Annotated in this window: 18 protein-coding genes and 1 riboswitch; of the genes, 10 read left to right on the top strand and 8 right to left on the bottom strand. The window is 63.5% G+C overall.

Annotated features, from left to right (window positions below):
* Positions 1 to 2: 2 nt before the first annotated feature.
* From napA to FQU74_RS02580, 4 genes are read right to left on the bottom strand one after another with little or no spacing between them, the layout of a single operon-like run.
* Entirely contained in the window at positions 3 to 2,501 is a 2,499-nt protein-coding gene (napA, locus tag FQU74_RS02595) for a periplasmic nitrate reductase subunit alpha (protein WP_146284880.1), read from the bottom strand.
* Positions 2,498 to 2,776 carry a chaperone NapD gene (locus FQU74_RS02590; protein WP_146284879.1) on the bottom strand — a complete coding sequence of 93 codons (279 nt, stop codon included), beginning with the start codon at positions 2,774 to 2,776 and terminating at the stop codon, positions 2,498 to 2,500. Before FQU74_RS02590 ends, napA begins: the two co-directional genes overlap by 4 nt.
* Positions 2,773 to 3,276 (bottom strand): ferredoxin-type protein NapF, encoded by a 504-nt coding sequence (locus tag FQU74_RS02585; RefSeq protein WP_146284878.1) that lies wholly within the window; start codon positions 3,274 to 3,276, stop codon positions 2,773 to 2,775. Before FQU74_RS02585 ends, FQU74_RS02590 begins: the two co-directional genes overlap by 4 nt.
* Before the next feature lie 12 nt (positions 3,277 to 3,288).
* Positions 3,289 to 3,447 (bottom strand): periplasmic nitrate reductase, NapE protein, encoded by a 159-nt coding sequence (locus FQU74_RS02580; protein ID WP_146284877.1) that lies wholly within the window; start codon positions 3,445 to 3,447, stop codon positions 3,289 to 3,291.
* Between the two features lie 272 nt (positions 3,448 to 3,719).
* Positions 3,720 to 3,816: riboswitch (TPP riboswitch) on the top strand.
* 116 nt (positions 3,817 to 3,932) lie between these two features.
* Here FQU74_RS02580 and thiD point away from each other — a divergent pair.
* The 3 genes from thiD (at position 3,933) to FQU74_RS02565 (ending at position 5,579) form a co-directional block, all read left to right on the top strand.
* Positions 3,933 to 4,736, top strand: coding sequence for a bifunctional hydroxymethylpyrimidine kinase/phosphomethylpyrimidine kinase (gene thiD / locus FQU74_RS02575; protein WP_146284876.1), 804 nt, complete (start codon positions 3,933 to 3,935; stop codon positions 4,734 to 4,736).
* 156 nt (positions 4,737 to 4,892) lie between these two features.
* Positions 4,893 to 5,144 carry a hypothetical protein gene (locus FQU74_RS02570; protein WP_146284875.1) on the top strand — a complete coding sequence of 84 codons (252 nt, stop codon included), beginning with the start codon at positions 4,893 to 4,895 and terminating at the stop codon, positions 5,142 to 5,144.
* Between the two features lie 138 nt (positions 5,145 to 5,282).
* The gene (locus FQU74_RS02565) at positions 5,283 to 5,579 is read left to right on the top strand and encodes a hypothetical protein (protein WP_146284874.1); all 297 of its coding nucleotides are present in this window, start codon (positions 5,283 to 5,285) and stop codon (positions 5,577 to 5,579) included.
* Between the two features lie 24 nt (positions 5,580 to 5,603).
* Here FQU74_RS02565 and FQU74_RS02560 read toward each other — a convergent pair whose 3' ends face one another.
* Entirely contained in the window at positions 5,604 to 6,284 is a 681-nt protein-coding gene (locus FQU74_RS02560; RefSeq protein ID WP_146284873.1) for a GntR family transcriptional regulator, read from the bottom strand.
* A 164-nt stretch (positions 6,285 to 6,448) separates the two neighbouring features.
* On the opposite strand from FQU74_RS02560, the gene FQU74_RS02555 reads away from it, so the two are divergent.
* The 6 genes from FQU74_RS02555 to FQU74_RS02530 all read left to right on the top strand — a co-directional run bounded on the left by FQU74_RS02555 (position 6,449) and on the right by FQU74_RS02530 (position 12,978).
* The gene (locus FQU74_RS02555) at positions 6,449 to 7,615 is read left to right on the top strand and encodes a M24 family metallopeptidase (RefSeq protein ID WP_146284872.1); all 1,167 of its coding nucleotides are present in this window, start codon (positions 6,449 to 6,451) and stop codon (positions 7,613 to 7,615) included.
* A 108-nt stretch (positions 7,616 to 7,723) separates the two neighbouring features.
* Complete coding sequence (locus tag FQU74_RS02550) at positions 7,724 to 9,328, top strand: ABC transporter substrate-binding protein (protein WP_146284871.1); 1,605 nt, start codon at positions 7,724 to 7,726, stop codon at positions 9,326 to 9,328.
* 60 nt (positions 9,329 to 9,388) lie between these two features.
* Positions 9,389 to 10,396, top strand: a complete 1,008-nt coding sequence (locus tag FQU74_RS02545; RefSeq protein ID WP_146284870.1) for an ABC transporter permease subunit — start codon at positions 9,389 to 9,391, stop codon at positions 10,394 to 10,396.
* On the top strand, positions 10,393 to 11,295 hold the full coding sequence (locus FQU74_RS02540) for an ABC transporter permease subunit (RefSeq protein WP_146284869.1): 903 nt from the start codon (positions 10,393 to 10,395) through the stop codon (positions 11,293 to 11,295). Before FQU74_RS02545 ends, FQU74_RS02540 begins: the two co-directional genes overlap by 4 nt.
* Position 11,296: 1 nt before the next feature.
* Positions 11,297 to 12,136: an ABC transporter ATP-binding protein gene (locus FQU74_RS02535; protein WP_146284868.1), complete on the top strand. Its 840-nt coding sequence runs from the start codon at positions 11,297 to 11,299 to the stop codon at positions 12,134 to 12,136.
* Entirely contained in the window at positions 12,133 to 12,978 is an 846-nt protein-coding gene (locus tag FQU74_RS02530) for an ATP-binding cassette domain-containing protein (protein WP_146284867.1), read from the top strand. The genes FQU74_RS02535 and FQU74_RS02530 overlap by 4 nt, the downstream gene beginning before the upstream one ends.
* Before the next feature lie 62 nt (positions 12,979 to 13,040).
* Here FQU74_RS02530 and FQU74_RS02525 read toward each other — a convergent pair whose 3' ends face one another.
* Entirely contained in the window at positions 13,041 to 14,297 is a 1,257-nt protein-coding gene (locus tag FQU74_RS02525) for an MFS transporter (protein ID WP_146284866.1), read from the bottom strand.
* A 69-nt stretch (positions 14,298 to 14,366) separates the two neighbouring features.
* On the opposite strand from FQU74_RS02525, the gene FQU74_RS02520 reads away from it, so the two are divergent.
* Entirely contained in the window at positions 14,367 to 14,804 is a 438-nt protein-coding gene (locus FQU74_RS02520) for a helix-turn-helix domain-containing protein (RefSeq protein WP_146284865.1), read from the top strand.
* Between the two features lie 70 nt (positions 14,805 to 14,874).
* Here FQU74_RS02520 and FQU74_RS02515 read toward each other — a convergent pair whose 3' ends face one another.
* Together FQU74_RS02515 and FQU74_RS02510 are read right to left on the bottom strand one after the other, a co-directional pair.
* Positions 14,875 to 15,963 (bottom strand): substrate-binding domain-containing protein, encoded by a 1,089-nt coding sequence (locus tag FQU74_RS02515; protein WP_146284864.1) that lies wholly within the window; start codon positions 15,961 to 15,963, stop codon positions 14,875 to 14,877.
* Between the two features lie 24 nt (positions 15,964 to 15,987).
* Entirely contained in the window at positions 15,988 to 17,010 is a 1,023-nt protein-coding gene (locus FQU74_RS02510; RefSeq protein WP_146284863.1) for an ABC transporter permease, read from the bottom strand.
* Positions 17,011 to 17,014 lie beyond the last annotated feature (4 nt).

Below are 17,014 nucleotides of genomic sequence, written 5' to 3'. Positions count from 1 at the left end.
CTTCACACGGCTTCGATGCGGACGGCGCATTTCTTGAAATCCGCCTGTTTCGAGATCGGGTCGGTGGCGTCCAGCGTCACCTTGTTGATCAGGCGGCGGGCGTCGAACCACGGCACGAACACCAACCCGCGCGGAGGCTTGTTGCGCCCGCGCGTTTCCACCCGCACCCGCATCTCGCCGCGCCGCGAGATGATCTTCACCTCTGACCCCCGCCGCAGGTTCATCGCCTGGGCATCGTCGGGGTGCATGTAACACAGCGCATCTGGCACCGCGCGATAGAGTTCCGGCACGCGTTGCGTCATCGACCCCGAGTGCCAGTGCTCCAGCACGCGGCCGGTGGATAGCCAGAACGGATATTCCTCGTCGGGTGACTCTGCGGCAGGCTCATAGGGCAGTGCGAAGATGTTCGCCCGGCCGTCCTTGTTGCCGTAGAACTGGAAATCCCGGCCCTCGGCCACATAGGGGTCATGCTCGCCGTTAAAGCGCCAGCGGGTTTCCTGACCATTGACCACGGGCCAGCGCAGGCCGCGCACCTCGTGATAGGTGTCGAACGGCGCAAGATCGTGGCCATGGCCGCGCCCGAAGCTGGCGTATTCCTCGAACAGGCCTTTCTGGATGTAGAAGCCGAAATCCTGTGCTTCCGGGTTGTTGTGATCGGGGCTGATGTCTTCGAGCCCGAACCGGTTCACCTGACCGTTGGCAAAGAGCACGTCGAACAGCGTCTTGCCCTTGTAGTCGGGATTGGCCTCCAGCAGTTCAGGCGGCCAAATCTCGTCGGTGGTGAAGCGTTTCGAGAACTCCACGACTTGCCACAGGTCCGACCGCGCCTCGCCGGGGGCATCGACCAGTTGATGCCAGAACTGCGTGCGCCGTTCGGCATTGCCATAGGCGCCCTCTTTCTCCACCCACATGGCCGAGGGCAGGACAAGGTCCGCTGCCTCGCAGGTGACGGTCGGATAGGCATCCGACACGACGATGAAGTTGTCGGGGTTACGGTAACCTGGCAGCCCCTCCTGCATCATGTTCGGGGCAGCCTGCATGTTGTTGTTCACCTGCACCCAATAGACGTTGATCTTGCCGTCCTTCAGGTCACGGTTCTGCTTTACGGCATGCGAGCCCAGCCAATCAGGGATCGTGCCGGCCGGCAGCTTCCACAGCTCTTCGGCATGGGCGCGGTGTTCGGGGTTCGTCACCACCAGGTCGGCGGGCAGGCGGTGCGAGAAGGTCCCCACCTCTCGGGCAGTACCGCAGGCTGAGGGCTGCCCCGTCAGCGAGAAGGGCGAGTTGCCGGGCGTCGCGATTTTTCCGGTCAGCAGGTGGATGTTGTAGATCATGTTGTTCGCCCAGACCCCGCGGGTGTGCTGGTTGAACCCCATGGTCCAGAGCGACATGACCTTGACGTTCGGATCTGCATAGAGCTTCGCCAGCTCCTCAAGCCGCGAGGCCGGGACCCCCGAAAGGGCGGCGGTCTTTTCCAGCGTGTACTCCGCCACGAATGCCGCAAACTCGTCAAAGCTCATCGGCTCAGCCGCGTTCGGGTCTTCGGTATTGGCGGCATTTGCCTCACGCGGGTCTTCTGGGCGCAGGCCATAGCCGATGTCGGTGACGCCGCGCTTGAAGTTCACATGCTGCGCCACGAAATCCTGATTCACCGCGTTGTTCTGGATGATGTAGTTCGCGATGTAGTTGAGGATCGCGAGGTCGGTCTGCGGGGTAAAGATGATCGGGATGTCTGCCAGATCAAAGCTGCGGTGCGTAAAGGTGGACAGCACCGCCACCTTCACATGCGGATGGCTGAAGCGGCGGTCCGAGACGCGCGTCCACAGGATCGGGTGCATCTCGGCCATGTTGGAGCCCCACAGCACAAAAGCGTCGGCGGCCTCGAAATCGTCATAGCAGCCCATCGGCTCGTCGATGCCGAAGGTGCGCATGAAGCCCGCAACCGCACTGGCCATGCAATGCCGCGCATTGGGGTCGATGTTGTTCGACCGGAAGCCTGCCTTCATCAGCTTGGCGGCGGCATAGCCCTCCCAGACCGTCCACTGGCCGGAACCGAACATGCCGATGGCCTTGGGCCCTTTTTCGGCCAGGGTTTTCTTCCATTTCTCGGCCATGATGTCGAAGGCTTCGTCCCAGGTGACCGGCTCGAAGGTCCCATCCTTGTGGTACTGGCCGTCGCGCTTGCGCAGCAGGGGCGTGGTCAGACGGTCCTCGCCATACATGATCTTCGACAGGAAATAGCCCTTCACGCAGTTCAGGCCGCGATTGACCTCGGACTTGCTGTCGCCGTGGGTGGCGACAACCCGGCCCGCCTTGGTCGCGACCATGATCGAGCAGCCGGTGCCACAGAAACGGCAGGGAGCCTTGGTCCAGGTGAGCTGCGTAAGGTCCGCCTCGGTTACAAGGTTCTGCGCGGCTGCCGGGATCGGCAGGCCAGCGGCCGTTGCCGCGGCAATCAACGCCTGCGCCTTGATCACGTCACGCCGGGTAAGATCGGTCATCGCGCGTTTCCTTCCGTTTGTGCGGCTTCATCGGGCTCAAGATTGTGGTGATAGACCAGCGCGGCACTGGCCACGCCGTCCATCAGTTGGATGCGGGTCAGGGTCCCGGCGATGGCGGCCTCATCGGTCGTCTCCATCATCAGGACCAGTTTTCCCGAAGGGTCGTGAAGGGCGACCTCAATTTGCGGGAGGGCATTCAGGCGTGGCAGCACCTCGGCCATGCGGGCCGGGTCGATGCGCACGACAAGGCTTGCGATATGCAGTTCGGTCGTCATGCGCCCCCCCGTCTGGGGTCATGCAGCGCAAGGCTTTGGTTCGGGCAGGCCGAAAGGCAGGCGCCACAGCCGGTGCAGGCATCGGCGTCGATGTGGATGGCGCCCACAGGACGCACGCTCAGGTCAAGGCGCAGCGCCGTTTGGGCGCAGGCATCGGTGCAGAGCCCACAGGCGATGCCTGCCGACAAGAGGCACGGGTTCGCCATGACGACTGTCACCGGCCACGGCTTGGCCAGATCCACAAGGAATGCGCCTTCATCACATGCCGCCGCGCAGGCCCCGCAAAAGGTGCATTCGCCCCCATTGAAGCTCACGCGCGGCAAGCCGCCCGGCCCGGGCTCAAGGATGCGTTCCCCGCATGCGGCAATGCAATCACCACAGCCAGTGCAACGGCTGGCGAGCAACCGCTCATCCGTCCAGGGTGGGCGGAACTCGGCGGCGGGACGGCTCGGGCGAGCGGTCAGGAATTGCCGCCGCGACGGTGCGTGGTCCTGTGCCATCGGATGCCCCCCTCAACCCGTCGGGGGTCCGAAGATCATCTGCCAGATCCAGATCCCGAGCCCAAGGGAGCCCACCCCCGCCACGGCCAGCGCCGGGGCGAGGAAAACCGCGAGAAACAGGAATGTGTTGCGTTCCTCTGCCTTGCTGGGTGGGGCCGGGCGCTCTGCCATCGGTCACCTTCCTTCACATTGGGAGCATTTCGTCGGAAACAGAAAACCGTCCGTGACGCTTAGGCGTCACGCCCCGGCACTCCGGCCGAAAAACTGCGTGTTTGGCACATGCTCTGATGGAAGCACAGATTTTCCGTTCGCGCAATTGCCGTGCGCCACCCAGCCAGTAATGATTATTTTCAGGGCACTTGCCCATTCTGCGATCCACCCCTGCGCCTTCGACAAATCCGGCAGACCCGGACTGGACAAGCGCGGGGCTCCGTGATCAGGTGCCGTGGCGACAGGGGCGTCCGCATCCGGCGGGCTGAGAAGCACCCTTTGAACCTGAACCAGATCATGCTGGCGTAGGAAGTCCGCGAACCGGTACTGGGGTATCGACTTAACGCCCACCGGTCTTCGGCCTCTCACGTCACGGGAGGCAACATGAGAGCTTTCGGACACCACCTTTTCCCCGCTCAACCGCACTGTCCGCGACGGGAACAGGCATGATCCGCAATATCCTGACCATCGCCGGCTCTGACCCCTCGGGCGGGGCGGGCATACAGGCAGACATCAAGGCAATTGCGGCCAATGGCGGCTATGCCATGGCGGCGTTGACTGCGCTTACGGCGCAAAACACGATCGGAGTTACCGGGGTCGAGTTCATCCGGCCAGATTTCGTCGCGGCACAGATCACCGCGATCCGCGAAGATATCCGCATCGATGCCGTCAAGATCGGCATGCTGGGAAATGCCGAAACGGTCACGGCCGTGGCGGGCGCGCTGCGCGGTCTTGATGCGCCCATCGTGCTTGACCCTGTCATGGTCGCCAAGGCGGGTGACCGGCTGCTGCTGGCCGAAGCGGTAGAGGCATTGCGCGCCGAGCTTCTGCCCCTTGCCACCATCATCACCCCCAATCTGCCCGAGTCGGCGGACCTGCTGGAGATGGACCACGCCGCATCCCGGTCCGAGATGCGGGCACAAGCCCACGCGCTTTTGGCCTCGGGCTGTGGGGCGGTCTATCTGAAGGGCGGGCATCTGGGCGGAAACGACAGTCCCGACCTGTTGGTCACCCCCACGGCAGAGGCCTGGTTCGAAGGGCGGCGACTGCCCACCCGCAACACACACGGCACCGGCTGCACCCTTTCGTCGGCGCTTGCCACCCGTCTGGCACAGTCGGCTGATCTGCAGATCGCGGCTTCCATGGCACGCGACTACACCCTTGCCGCAATCGCCGCCGCTGACCGGCTGGATGTGGGGCACGGCCATGGCCCATTGCATCATTTCAGCGACTTGTGGCCACCAAGCTGATTGCTCTGGAACTTGACGCTGATGCCATGGTCTTCCCTTGCGCCCCTCGCAAAGGAATGGACCAAAGCCATCCTCTATAGAAAAGAGCATAGCTAGCGGAAAGGTGTGAGCACCTTGCCGTGCCACGGCACAGCCGTCACATTCAAAGGGTAGTCGATGCGCACGATGGAAGCCCTGGCCTGCGTCGAACCCAGCCGTTTCGAGCACGCCAAGCGCCCGCGCCCCGAGGGCCGTCCCGGCAATATTCGCGTGCGGATCGCCGTTCTGGGCGAGCACACCGACGGCGGAATGTGCGCAAGATCGTGGCGCCCGACGGGGAACCTTTATTCCGCGCACGGCCTGACACCACAGGCTGCGCCGATGATCGATCGTCTGGTGATCGGCGCGCATCTTCAGCGAAGCGGTTAAGGTGTTGATCTCGTTTACCTCAGACGCAGGCGGGCAGGCACAGACGGTCGACCTGTCGCCCCCCGACAGGCCACAAGCTTTCCGGCAACGCTCTTTCATCTGCCGCCCGCCACGCTCGGGGCGCGACCGAGGGCGCTGGTGCGCGAGGCGATGGCCGGGCGCGACGGCGAGACCTTGCGCCAGATCTACACCGAGGAGGTTCTACCCGGATTTGCGTCCAAGGGGATGGAACCGGCGGTCGAGGCCTATCTTGCCACCCCGCTGGATCGTTTCGGAAACCTGTTCCTCGACCACCGTATCGCAGTGATTGCGCAGAACCACGCCCGGAAATGCGATCGCCGCTTCGCGGCCCTTCGGAACTGGATTGGGGCTGACGCGCATCCGATGCCAAGGCTCTGGGCCGTCCTGATGTGCGCGGGCGGAGAACAGGCCTGATGCAGATGCGCCGGGGCCTTGCCGTCAGCTTTGGCCGAAGCCCGCCTTGATGCGCGCCAGATGCACGCGCAAGGCAGCGTTTGCGCCGCGCACATGGGCCACGGCAAGCTCTGCCGCAGCATCCGCATCGCCCCGCGCGCAAGCCGCGAGAATCGCCCGATGTTCGCCATTTGCCCGGTTCTGGCCATCGGTGAGCAGCAGTTGTGCCCGAAGATAGCGGTCAAGCCGGTCCATCGCGCTGTCGAGGGTAGACACATGGAACGGAAGTCCGCTCGCCGCGAGAAGCGTGCCGTGAAAGGCCCGGTTCAGATCACCCCACCGCATCGGGTCTTGCTCGACTGCGAATTCCTCGCAAATCGCATGCGCTGTGGCGATAATCTCGGGCGTCATGCGCGGCACTGCGGCACGCATCACATGTGCCTCGACCAGGCAGCGGAACTCAAAGATCTCGCCGGCCTCTTCGATGGAGAGGCCCGTTACGACCGCACCCTTGTAGCGCTGGTTCCGCACGAGGCCCTGTTGTTCAAGCATCGCCAGCGCCTCGCGCACCGGGATTCGGCTGGTATTGAAGACTTGTGCAATCGCATCCTGCCGCAGCGGATCGCCGTCCTTCAACTCTCCCGTCACGATGGCCTTGCGCAAGGCCTCAAACACGATGCGCGCGGCCGAGGCCGTTTGCGAAACGTCAATTCCGGTCAGCGCCATTCCGTTCCCTCTCCCCGTCGGGGCCATCATGGACGAAGCCCGCGCAAGATTCCATGTTGTATATTGTATCCTATCTGCGTTACCAAAGTGGCTGTTCACTTCTGGGGGGAAGACATGAGCGATTCCACGGCTTGCCGCGCAGGCGCGCGCCCCTTTGGCCGCGCATGACCAGCCTGGATACCGCCCTCGCGCGTTTCACCCCGGTCGAGGCCGCGCCGATCACCGATGCTGAGCTTCGGACAAGGATTGCCAGCCTTCAGGGCCGCATGCAGCGCGCAGCGATTTCCGCATTGTGGCTCGATGCCTCCTCCTCGCTTGCCTATTTCACCGGTCTGTCGCTGGGTTTGTCCGAGCGCATCCATGGGGCTTTGATCCCGGCTCGGGGCGAGATCACCTATGTCTCGCCCACGTTCGAGGTGCCGAAACTGCGCACGCTGCTGCGAATCCCCGGCGCAATCGCGCAATGGGAAGAGGACGAGGACCCCTTCGCCCTGATCACCGGTCTGGCAGGCGGCACGCTGGCCGTTGATCCGTTGACCCCGTTCCGCTTTGTTACCGGCCTGATGGCGGCGGGTGCCCAAGTGGTGCCAGCACAGCCGCTGATCGTGGCCGGGCGCCAAATCAAGTCGCGCGCCGAACTCGCACTGATCCAGACCGCGATGGATGCAAGCCTTGAAGTGCACAAGGCCGTCCACGCAGGTTTGCGCCCTGGAATTTCCACCACCGAGGTCAGCGCTTTTGTCAACGCCGCGCACCGGGCGCTTGGGCTTGATCCCCTGTTCGTCGCGGTGCAGTTCGGCGAAGCGACCGCCTATCCCCATGGCGTCCCCTATCCGCAGACATTGTCGCAAGGGGATATGGTTCTGGTTGATCTGGGCGGCACCCTGCAGGGCTACCGGTCGGACATCACCCGCACCTATGTGTTCGGCACCCCGACTGCCCGCCAGAGCGCGCTTTGGTATCTGGAACAGCGCGCCCAGGCCGCAGCCTTTGCCGCTGCCCGGATCGGGGCGCCCTGCGCCGACGTGGATGCGGCGGCGCGCAACACCCTGACAGACGCGGGTTATGGCCCCGGCTACGCCGTTCCGGGCCTGCCGCACCGCACCGGACACGGGCTTGGCCTCGACATCCACGAGGAACCCTATATCGTTGCAGGCAATTCGACATTGCTTGCCCCCGGCATGTGCTTTTCGATCGAGCCCATGCTGTGCGTCTACGGGGAATGCGGCGTGCGGCTCGAGGACATCGTCTGGATGTCCGAGGACGGCCCGCGCTGGTTCACCGCGCCTGCCACGCGACCCGACGATCCCTTTGCCCCCGCGCCGGGCTGATCCCGCCCGGACAAGCAATACCGAGGCCGGGCGGTCTACCCGGCCCATGGCGCACCGGCCCGCCCAAGGCCGGAACAGAGTTCAACCAAGACTGAAAGGACTGGAGACATGAAGATCCTGACCCGCAGCCTGATCGCCGCTTCGGCACTGGCAATGGTTTCGGCAGTGCCTGCACTGGCAAAAACCTTTGTCTACTGCTCGGAAGCCTCGCCCGAGGGCTTCGATCCCGCGCCCTACACCGCTGGCGGCACCTTCGACGCCTCGGCCCACCCGATCTTCAACCGCCTGGTCCAGTTCAAGAAGGGCACGACCGAGGTCGTCCCCGGTCTGGCAGAAAGCTGGGAAGTGTCGGCTGACGGTCTGGAATACACCTTCAAGCTGCGTCAGGGCGTGAAGTGGCATTCGAACGAGAAGTTCACCCCCAGCCGTGACTTCAACGCCGATGACGTGATCTTCAGCTTTGACCGTCAGGGCAACACCGGCAACCCCTGGAACCAGTATATCGCTGGCATCACCTACGAGTATTACAACTCGATGGAGATGCCCTCGCTGATCAAGGAAGTGGTCAAGGTTGACGACCACACCGTCAAGTTCGTGCTGACCCGTCCTGAGGCCCCGTTCCTGGCCAATATCGCGATGCCTTTCGCCTCGATCGTGTCGAAGGAATATGCCGATACGCTGGAAGCCGCAGGGACCAAGGAAGACTTCAACAACCTGCCGATCGGTACTGGCCCCTTCAAGTTCGTGGCCTATCAGAAGGATGCCGTCATCCGCTATGCCAAGAACGCCGACTATTGGGGCGAGGCCCCCAAGATCGACGATCTGATCTTCGCGATCACCCCGGATGCGGCCGTGCGCCTGCAAAAGCTGAAAGCTGGCGAGTGCCACCTGATGCCCTATCCCGCCCCGGCCGACCTTGAGGCGATCCGCGCGGACAGCACGCTCAAGCTCGACGAACAGCCCGGCCTGAACGTGGCCTACCTCGCCTACAACACGACCGTTGCGCCCTTTGACAATCCGAAGGTCCGCAAGGCGCTGAACATGGCGATCAACAAGGACGCCATCATCGACGCCGTGTTCCAGGGTGCAGGTCAGGCTGCCAAGAACCCGATCCCGCCGACCATGTGGTCCTACAACGATGCGGTGCAGGACGACGCCTATGATCCGGAAGCCGCCAAGGCCGCGCTTGAGGCCGAGGGCGTCAAGGATCTGTCGATGAAGGTCTGGGCGATGCCGGTGCAGCGTCCCTACATGCCGAACGCGCGCCGCACGGCGGAACTGATGCAGGAAGACTTCGCCAAGATCGGCGTCAAGGTCGAGATCGTCAGCTACGAATGGGGCGAGTATCTGAAGAAGTCGACCGAGGTGGGCCGCGACGGCGCGGTGATCCTGGGCTGGACCGGCGACAATGGCGACCCGGACAACTTCATGGGCGTGCTGCTCTCTTGCGCTGCCACCGGCGAGGGTGGTGCGAACCGCGCGCAATGGTGCAACGAAGACTTCTCGGCGCTGCTGTCGAAAGCCAAGCAGACCACCGATGTAGCCGAACGCACCAAGCTTTATGAAGAGGCCCAGATGATCTTCAAGGATCAGGCCCCTTGGGCAACCATCGCGCACTCGACCCAGTTCGTGCCGATGTCGGCCAAGGTTTCGGGCTTCACCATGAGCCCGCTTGGCGACTTCACCTTCGAGAGCGTCGACATCGCCGAATAATCCCCGTTGGGGCAACCGGACGCGCGGGCAATCCCCGCGCGTCCTTTCATGGGATAGCGCATGATCCGGTTCATACTCGGCAAACTGCTTTATCTGGTCCCGACCTTTATCGGGATCACCATCATCGCCTTCGGCTTCGTGCGGGTCCTGCCCGGCGATCCGGTTCTTCTGATGGCGGGCGAACGCGGCGTCTCGGCCGAACGCCATGCCGAGCTTGCCGCCCAATTCGGCTTCGACAAGCCGATATGGCAGCAATATCTGGATTTCATGGGGCGGCTGCTGCAAGGAGACCTCGGCAATTCGCTGGTCACCAAGAAGCCGGTCCTGACCGAGTTCCTGGCGCTGTTTCCGGCGACGGTCGAGCTTGGTCTTGTGGCCATCATCATCGCCACGGTGATCGGTGTGCCGGTGGGCGTCATCGCCGCAATCAAGCGCGGATCGTGGTTTGACCAGTTCTCGATGACGGCCGCGCTGGTCGGCTTTTCGATGCCGATCTTCTGGTGGGGTCTGCTGCTGATCATCCTGTTTTCGGGTATCCTGCAATGGACGCCGGTGTCAGGGCGGATCTCGCTGCTTTATTTCTTCCCGCAGGTCACGGGCTTCATGCTGATCGACAGCCTGATCTCGGGGCAAAAGGGCGCGTTCACCTCGGCGCTCTCACACCTGATCCTGCCGTCCATCGTTCTGGCCACCATCCCGCTTGCGGTGATTGCGCGCCAGACCCGGTCGGCCATGCTGGAGGTGATGGGCGAGGATTATGTCCGCACCGCCCGCGCCAAGGGCCTGCCGCCCTCGCGCGTCGTGGGGGTGCATGCGCTGCGCAATGCGATGATTCCGGTCATCACCACCATCGGTCTGCAGATCGGTGTGCTGATGGCAGGCGCCATTCTGACCGAGACGATCTTCAGCTGGCCCGGCATCGGCAAGTGGATGATCGATTCCATCTCGCGCCGTGACTATCCGGTCGTGCAGTCAGGGCTTTTGCTGATCGCAGGCCTTGTCATGATGGTGAACCTGATCGTCGATCTGACCTATGGCCTGATCAATCCAAGGATCCGCCACAAATGAGCGAACAAGTCGTCAAACTTTCCGACGCCGCGATCCGTCGCCGCATGCTGGCCGATTTCTGGTTCTACTTCAGCCAGAACCGCGGCGCTGTAGCCGGACTTGTGGTTTTCATCCTGCTCGTGCTGATCGCGGTCTTTGCTGCGGTGCTGGCGCCCCATGACCCGACTGCGCAATACCGCGACGCCCTGCTGGTGCCGCCGGTCTGGCAAGAGGGTGGTCGGGCCGAGTTCCTTCTGGGCACCGATGCCGTCGGACGCGACATGCTTTCGCGACTGATCTATGGCGCACAGTATTCGCTGTTCATCGGCATCGTCGTGGTGTCGATCGCGCTGGTGGGCGGCATCGTCGTCGGCCTGCTTGCGGGCTTCTTCGGTGGTTGGGTCGACAGCGTCATCATGCGGGTGATGGACGTGATCCTCGCCTTCCCGTCGCTGCTGCTGGCGCTGGTGCTGGTGGCCATCCTCGGCCCCGGTCTGACCAATGCGATGATCGCCATCGCCATCGTCTATCAGCCGCATTTCGCGCGTCTGACCCGCGCCGCGGTGATGGGCGAAAAGGCCCGCGAATATGTCACCGCCGCGCGCGTGGCTGGTGCTGGCAACCTGCGGCTGATGTTCCGAACCATCCTGCCCAACTGCCTTGCACCGCTGATCGTTCAGGCCACACTGTCGTTTTCGTCGGCAGTACTCGACTCGGCTGCGCTTGGCTTTCTGGGCATGGGCGCGCAACCGCCTGCGTCGGAATGGGGCACGATGCTGGCCGAGGCGCGCGAGTTCATCCTGCGCGCATGGTGGGTCGTCACCTTCCCCGGCCTTGCAATCCTGATCTCGGTTCTGGCGATCAACCTGATGGGCGATGGCCTGCGCGATGCGCTTGACCCCAAACTGAAGCGGAGCTGACATGAGCCTGCTGAACATCCGCAATCTTACGGTCGAATTTGCAACCGCCACCGGCGCCTTCAAGGCTGTGGACGGGGTCGATGTCTCTGTCGACAAGGGCGAGGTTCTGGCCATCGTCGGGGAATCCGGGTCGGGCAAATCGGTCTCGATGCTGGCGGTGATGGGGCTTCTGCCCGACACCGCCACCATCACCGCCGACGAGATGACCTTTGATGGCCGCGACATCCTGCGCCTGACACCTGCCGAGCGGCGCAAGCTGATCGGGCATGAGATCACCATGATCTTTCAGGAGCCGGTCGCCTCGCTCAACCCCTCGTTCACCGTGGGCTTCCAGATCGAGGAGGTCCTGCGCCTGAACCTTGGGATGAGCCGCCGCGATGCACGGGCCCGCGCGCTGGACCTGTTCCGCTCTGTCGGCATCCCCGAGCCCGAGACGAAGCTCAACGCCTATCCGCACCAGATGTCGGGCGGGCAGTGCCAGCGCGTGATGATCGCGATGGCCATCGCCTCGAACCCGCGCCTTCTGATCGCGGACGAGCCGACAACGGCGCTCGATGTGACGATCCAGAAGCAGATCCTCGATCTGCTGATGTCGCTGCAAGAGGATTACGGCATGGCCCTGATCCTGATCACCCATGACATGGGCGTGGTGGCCGAAACCGCCGACCGTGTGGTGGTGCAGTACAAGGGGCGCCGCATGGAAGAGGCCGATGTCCTGAGCCTGTTCGAAAACCCGCAGCACCCCTATACCCGCGCGCTGCTGGCGGCCCTGCCGGAAAACGCAACGGGTGACCGGCTTCCCACGGTATCCGAGTTCCTGCTGGCGGAGGACATGAAATGACCGTGATCGTTGAAGGCCGCGGCCTGACACAGGACTATCACGTTCCGGGCGGGCTCTTTGGCCGTGCCAAAACCGTGCGCGCCGTGAAGGGCGTGGATTTCCGCGTCGAGCGCGGCAAGACGCTGGCCATCGTCGGCGAGAGCGGATCGGGCAAGTCCACGCTGGCGCGGATCATCGCCCTGATCGACCCGCAATCAGGCGGCACGCTCAGCATTGAAGGGCAGCCGGTGGATATCTCGCGCCGCCGCCCCTCGCCCGAGCTGCGCTCCAAGGTGCAGATGGTGTTCCAGAACCCCTACGGCTCACTCAACCCGCGCCAGAAGGTCGGCGACGTGCTGATGGAGCCTCTGGTCATCAACACCTCGATCCCGGCGTCTGAGCGGCGTGAACGGGCCGAGGCGATGCTCAAGCGCGTGGGTCTGGCGCCTGAGCATTTCAACCGCTATCCGCACATGTTCTCGGGGGGGCAGCGGCAGCGGATCGCGATTGCCCGTGCCCTGATGCTCAACCCGCAGCTTCTGGTTCTGGACGAACCGGTCTCGGCGCTGGACCTTTCAGTGCAGGCGCAGGTGCTGAACCTGCTGGCCGATCTGCAGGACGAGTTCAAGTTGACCTATGTGTTTGTCAGCCACGACCTGTCGGTGGTGCGCTACATCGCCGACGACGTCATGGTGATCTCGAAGGGCGTGGCCGTGGAACAGGGGACGCGCGAGGCGCTTTTTGCCAACCCGCAAGATGCCTATACACGGCAGCTCTTTGCCGCGACGCCTGTGACCGATGTTGAGGCGATCCGCGCCCGCGTGGCCCGCCGCAAGCAGGCGCGTGCGGCGGCTGCGGTCTGAACCTTGATGCATCATCCTGCCGGTCGATAGGCCGGCAGGATGACAATTCCGATGCCCCATCCCTATTGCCGACAGGCCCGCTGGTCGAGCCGCGGCGTCAAGCTTTGAGCTAGCCGGTAGATCCCGATGGCGGCGACCATCAGCGCGCCCGCCAGCAGGAAGGTCAATCGCAGTCCCGCACCGATCGCGGCGGGCGATGCCTGCGCCAGATCTGTCGATCCCACGCCAAAGGCAAAAACCGCGCCCATGGCCGAAGCTCCGGCGATAAGCCCCGCATTTCGCGACAGGTTCAGTAGCCCCGAAGCTGTACCCCGTTGATCCTTGGGCACATCCGCCAGCGCGGCAGTGTTGTTGGCCGCCTGAAAGATCTGGTAGCCCGGCGCGAGAAAGGCAATCGCCAGTACATAGCCCGCAAGACCGATTGCACCCGGCAAAAGGGCCATGCCAAAGGCACCGACGGAGAGAAGGATCAGCCCGACGGCGAGCATGCGCCCCGCACCCCAGCGGTCAACCAGCTGGCCTGCGGGCACGCCGCCCAGGATCGAAATCGCCGGGCCGACGGCCATCGCGAGCCCGGTTGCAGTCGGCGACAGGCCAAGGCCGAATCCAAGATAGAATGGGCCGACCACCAGCGTTGTCATCATGACTGCCGCAACCAGAAGGTTGATCGTCAGATTTGGAACAAGACCCCGGTTCAGGATGCGAGGCGCGCGAGCACTGGTGGGCCTCTTGGCCGGTTGGTCAGCAGGCAGTGCCATCCATGCCATGACAAGCGCGAGGGTGGCGAGCGGCACCTGCACCCAGAAGAGGCCGCGCCACCCTGCGACCGGGATCAGCAGGCCACCAAGTACCGGCCCAAGCGCCGTGCCGAGTGCCGAGATGGTGCCGAGCAGCCCCATCGCGCGACCGATCCGCGCCTCGGCGGCCGTCTGCCGCATCAGGGCCATCGCGAGCGTCATCAGAAATGCCGCGCCCACCCCCTGCAAGGCCCGCGCAGCCACCAAAAGCCACAGGCCGGGCGCCAGCGCGCAAAGCAGCGAAGATAGCGCAAAGATCACCAACCCGACGACAAGCATGCGCCGCAGCCCGAAGCGATCCCCCAAGCGGCCTGCGGCGACAACCGAGATCGTCAGGGCGACGAGATAACCCACGACAATCGCCTGAACCTGCGGAAACGGCGCCGCAAACGCCAAGGCAAGCGCAGGCAAGGCGATATTGGCAATACTTGTTCCAAGGGCCGCAAGCCCCATCGACAGCGCCAGCGTGATGGTGATGGCCGCCCGCGCGCTTTTGGGCGGGTCTGTCTTGGTGTGGTCCATTCTGGTTCCCTCTTGTCTGATGATCCAATTGGGCGCAGGCTGCCACTTCAAGCCGACTTGAGGTCAAGCATGAAATTTCTGGATATTGGAGAGGTCGCGTCGCGCAGTGGCGTCAAACCTTCGGCGCTTCGGTATTACGAGGCAGAGGGGCTGATCTCATCCGTCAAACGCCATGGGCTGCGCCGACAGTTTCCGCCCGAGGTTCTGCTGCAGCTAAAGCTTATCGCGCTCTGCAAGCAGGCGGGATTCTCGCTTGACCAGATTGCCCGCATGTTCGACCGGCAAGGATTGCCCGACCTGCCGCGCGCAACGCTGCACGAAAAGGCGGACGAGATCGACCGCCAGATCCTGGAGCTGACCGCACTGCGCGAGATGCTGCGGCACATTGCCGACTGCCCTGCCCCCAGCCATATGGAGTGCCCGACCTTCCGCCGTCTGGTCGAGGATGCAGGACGGCACAGGGAAGCGCCGACCAATCCGCCTGCGCAAAATCGCAGCGCCGTATGACGCGCACTAGGCGCAGTCACAAAAGAACCGGGGGCCATATGGCCCCCGGACGTATCACTCTCTGACGGACTCACTTGCCCCAGATCTTGGCATAGGCCTCACGATAGCCATTGCCCGGATCGAAGATGTTCTTGTCGCCGCCGTCAAAGCTGATGTTGTCCTTTGTCACAACATGCAGGGGCGAGGTATAGCCCGACCATTCGGCCTTGCTGACCGCGCGATTGAGCTCGTCGATCAGTTGCCAGCCTTGCAGGTTCAGCGGTTCGGCGACCGTGACCGCCTGATATTGGCCGGAACGGATGCGCTGATAGGCACTTTCTGACCCGTCGCCGGCAGCAACCGCCTTGGGCGCACCGTCACCGGGAATGCCCGCTGCAGCGAGGCTTGGCCCCATGAAGTCAAAATAGATGTCGTTGATCGCCAGCGCATGGGTCCAGCTTGCGCCGTACTTCTGCAAAAGCGCCGTCGTCAGCGTGGGCATCCGGTTCGAGGTATCGGCGATGGGTGTATCGACATACTCCAGCACCGTCCCGCCAAGCGCCTCGATGGTTTCCTTGATCTTGTCGGCCTTGGCGATCGCGATGGCGTAGGTGGAGTCGGTGAAGATCACGACGCCCGGCTTGCCGCCTGCATCCGCAAAGGCCCATTTGGCTGCGGCCGCCGACACTTCCATCGCATCGGTCGAGACATTGGCAAAAAGGCAGTTGTCCGGATCAGGGCCAATAACGGGGCCTGCGTGCCAGCTGACCATCGGGATGCCCGCGTCGCAGGCCTGTTTCAGCGCAGCCTGCTGCTCGACTGCGTCAAAGCCGTTGATGATGATGCCATCGGGTTGCAGGGCAAGCGCCTGACCAAAGGCTGCGGCACGGCTCTGGATCGAGCCTGCACCGTCCAGAATGGTAACCTCCCAGCCGATCTTGGCTGCGGCCTCTTCGATGCCGTTGGACACACCGAGGATGCCACCGTTCTTCATGTCGGCCGCCAGAACGACGACTTTCTTGCCGGCCGCTGCGGTCGGGCCGCTGGTCGGGCCATCCCAGACCGTCTTCTGGCCTGCGTACTTCTGCACCTCGGCCATCGCGTCCGAGATCGCGTCGCCAAAGGCCGGCAGGGCGGCCGTCAGCGCAACAAGCGAGATTGCGAAGGTTCTTCTCAGCATGGTTTTCCTCCCAGAATATGCCGATTACTTGGATTTCGTGCCCTTGCGGCGTTGCGCGTAACCCGCGATGCCGATGGCAATCAGAAGCGTGGTGCCGTTGAACAGCGGCTCGACCCAGAAGCTGCCGCCGGTTTGCTGGATGCCGGAAATGCCAACCGCGAGGATCATCACACCGACGATCGTGCCCCAGACGTTGACCCGGCCCGGCTTGATCGTGGTCGAGCCGAGGAAGGCCCCCACAAGGGCAGGCAGCAGAAACTCCAGCCCGACAGAGGCCTGCCCAATCCGGAGTTTCGAGGCGAGAAGCACACCCGCCACGGCGGTCATGAAGCCCGAGGTGACAAAGGCGCCGATCACGAACTTGCGGGTGGGGATGCCGTTCAGCTCGGCCGCGCGCTGGTTGGCGCCGATGGCATAGAGGTAACGCCCGACCGGGGTATAATCGAGCACCACCCACAGGATCAGCGTGATCGCCAGCACGTAATAGGCGGTGATGGGCAGGCCGAAGATGAAGGTGCCATTGATCGCGTAGAAGGCATCGGGCAAGGCCCCCACCATCTGCCGCCCGCCGGTATGCCACAGGGCCAGCGCATAAAGGATTGTCCCGGTGCCCAGCGTCGCGATGAAACTGTCGATCCGCGCCACCTCGACCAGAATGCCGTTCAGCGCGCCAGTCAGCGTTCCCAGGATCAGCACGATCGCGACCGCGACGGGCCACGGCAAGCCGTACATCGTCTGCAGGCTGATCGCGAGAATGTGCCATAGCACGATCCCGTAGCCCACGGTCAGGTCGATGCGCCCGGCCACCATGGGGATCATTGCGGCAAGTGAAAGCAGCGCGATGATCGCCTTGTCCGACAGGATCGCCCGCAGGTTCAGCATGGTCGGAAAGGTCGCGGGTAGCAGGATGGAGAAAGCCACGATCAGCCCCACCATCAGGATGACAAGCCCGTAGGTTGGCGCCAGACGCCACGCCTTTTGCAGGGGCGAAAGGCCGCGCAGTTCATCCTTGGTGGGTTCAACAGCGTTGGATTCGATACCGGGCATGATG

Origin of the sequence: Gemmobacter aquaticus (assembly GCF_007859075.1) — a bacterium.
In the GTDB taxonomy this organism is placed as follows: Bacteria; Pseudomonadota; Alphaproteobacteria; order Rhodobacterales; family Rhodobacteraceae; genus Gemmobacter; species Gemmobacter aquaticus.
This window is presented reverse-complemented; position numbering and strand designations above follow the sequence as displayed.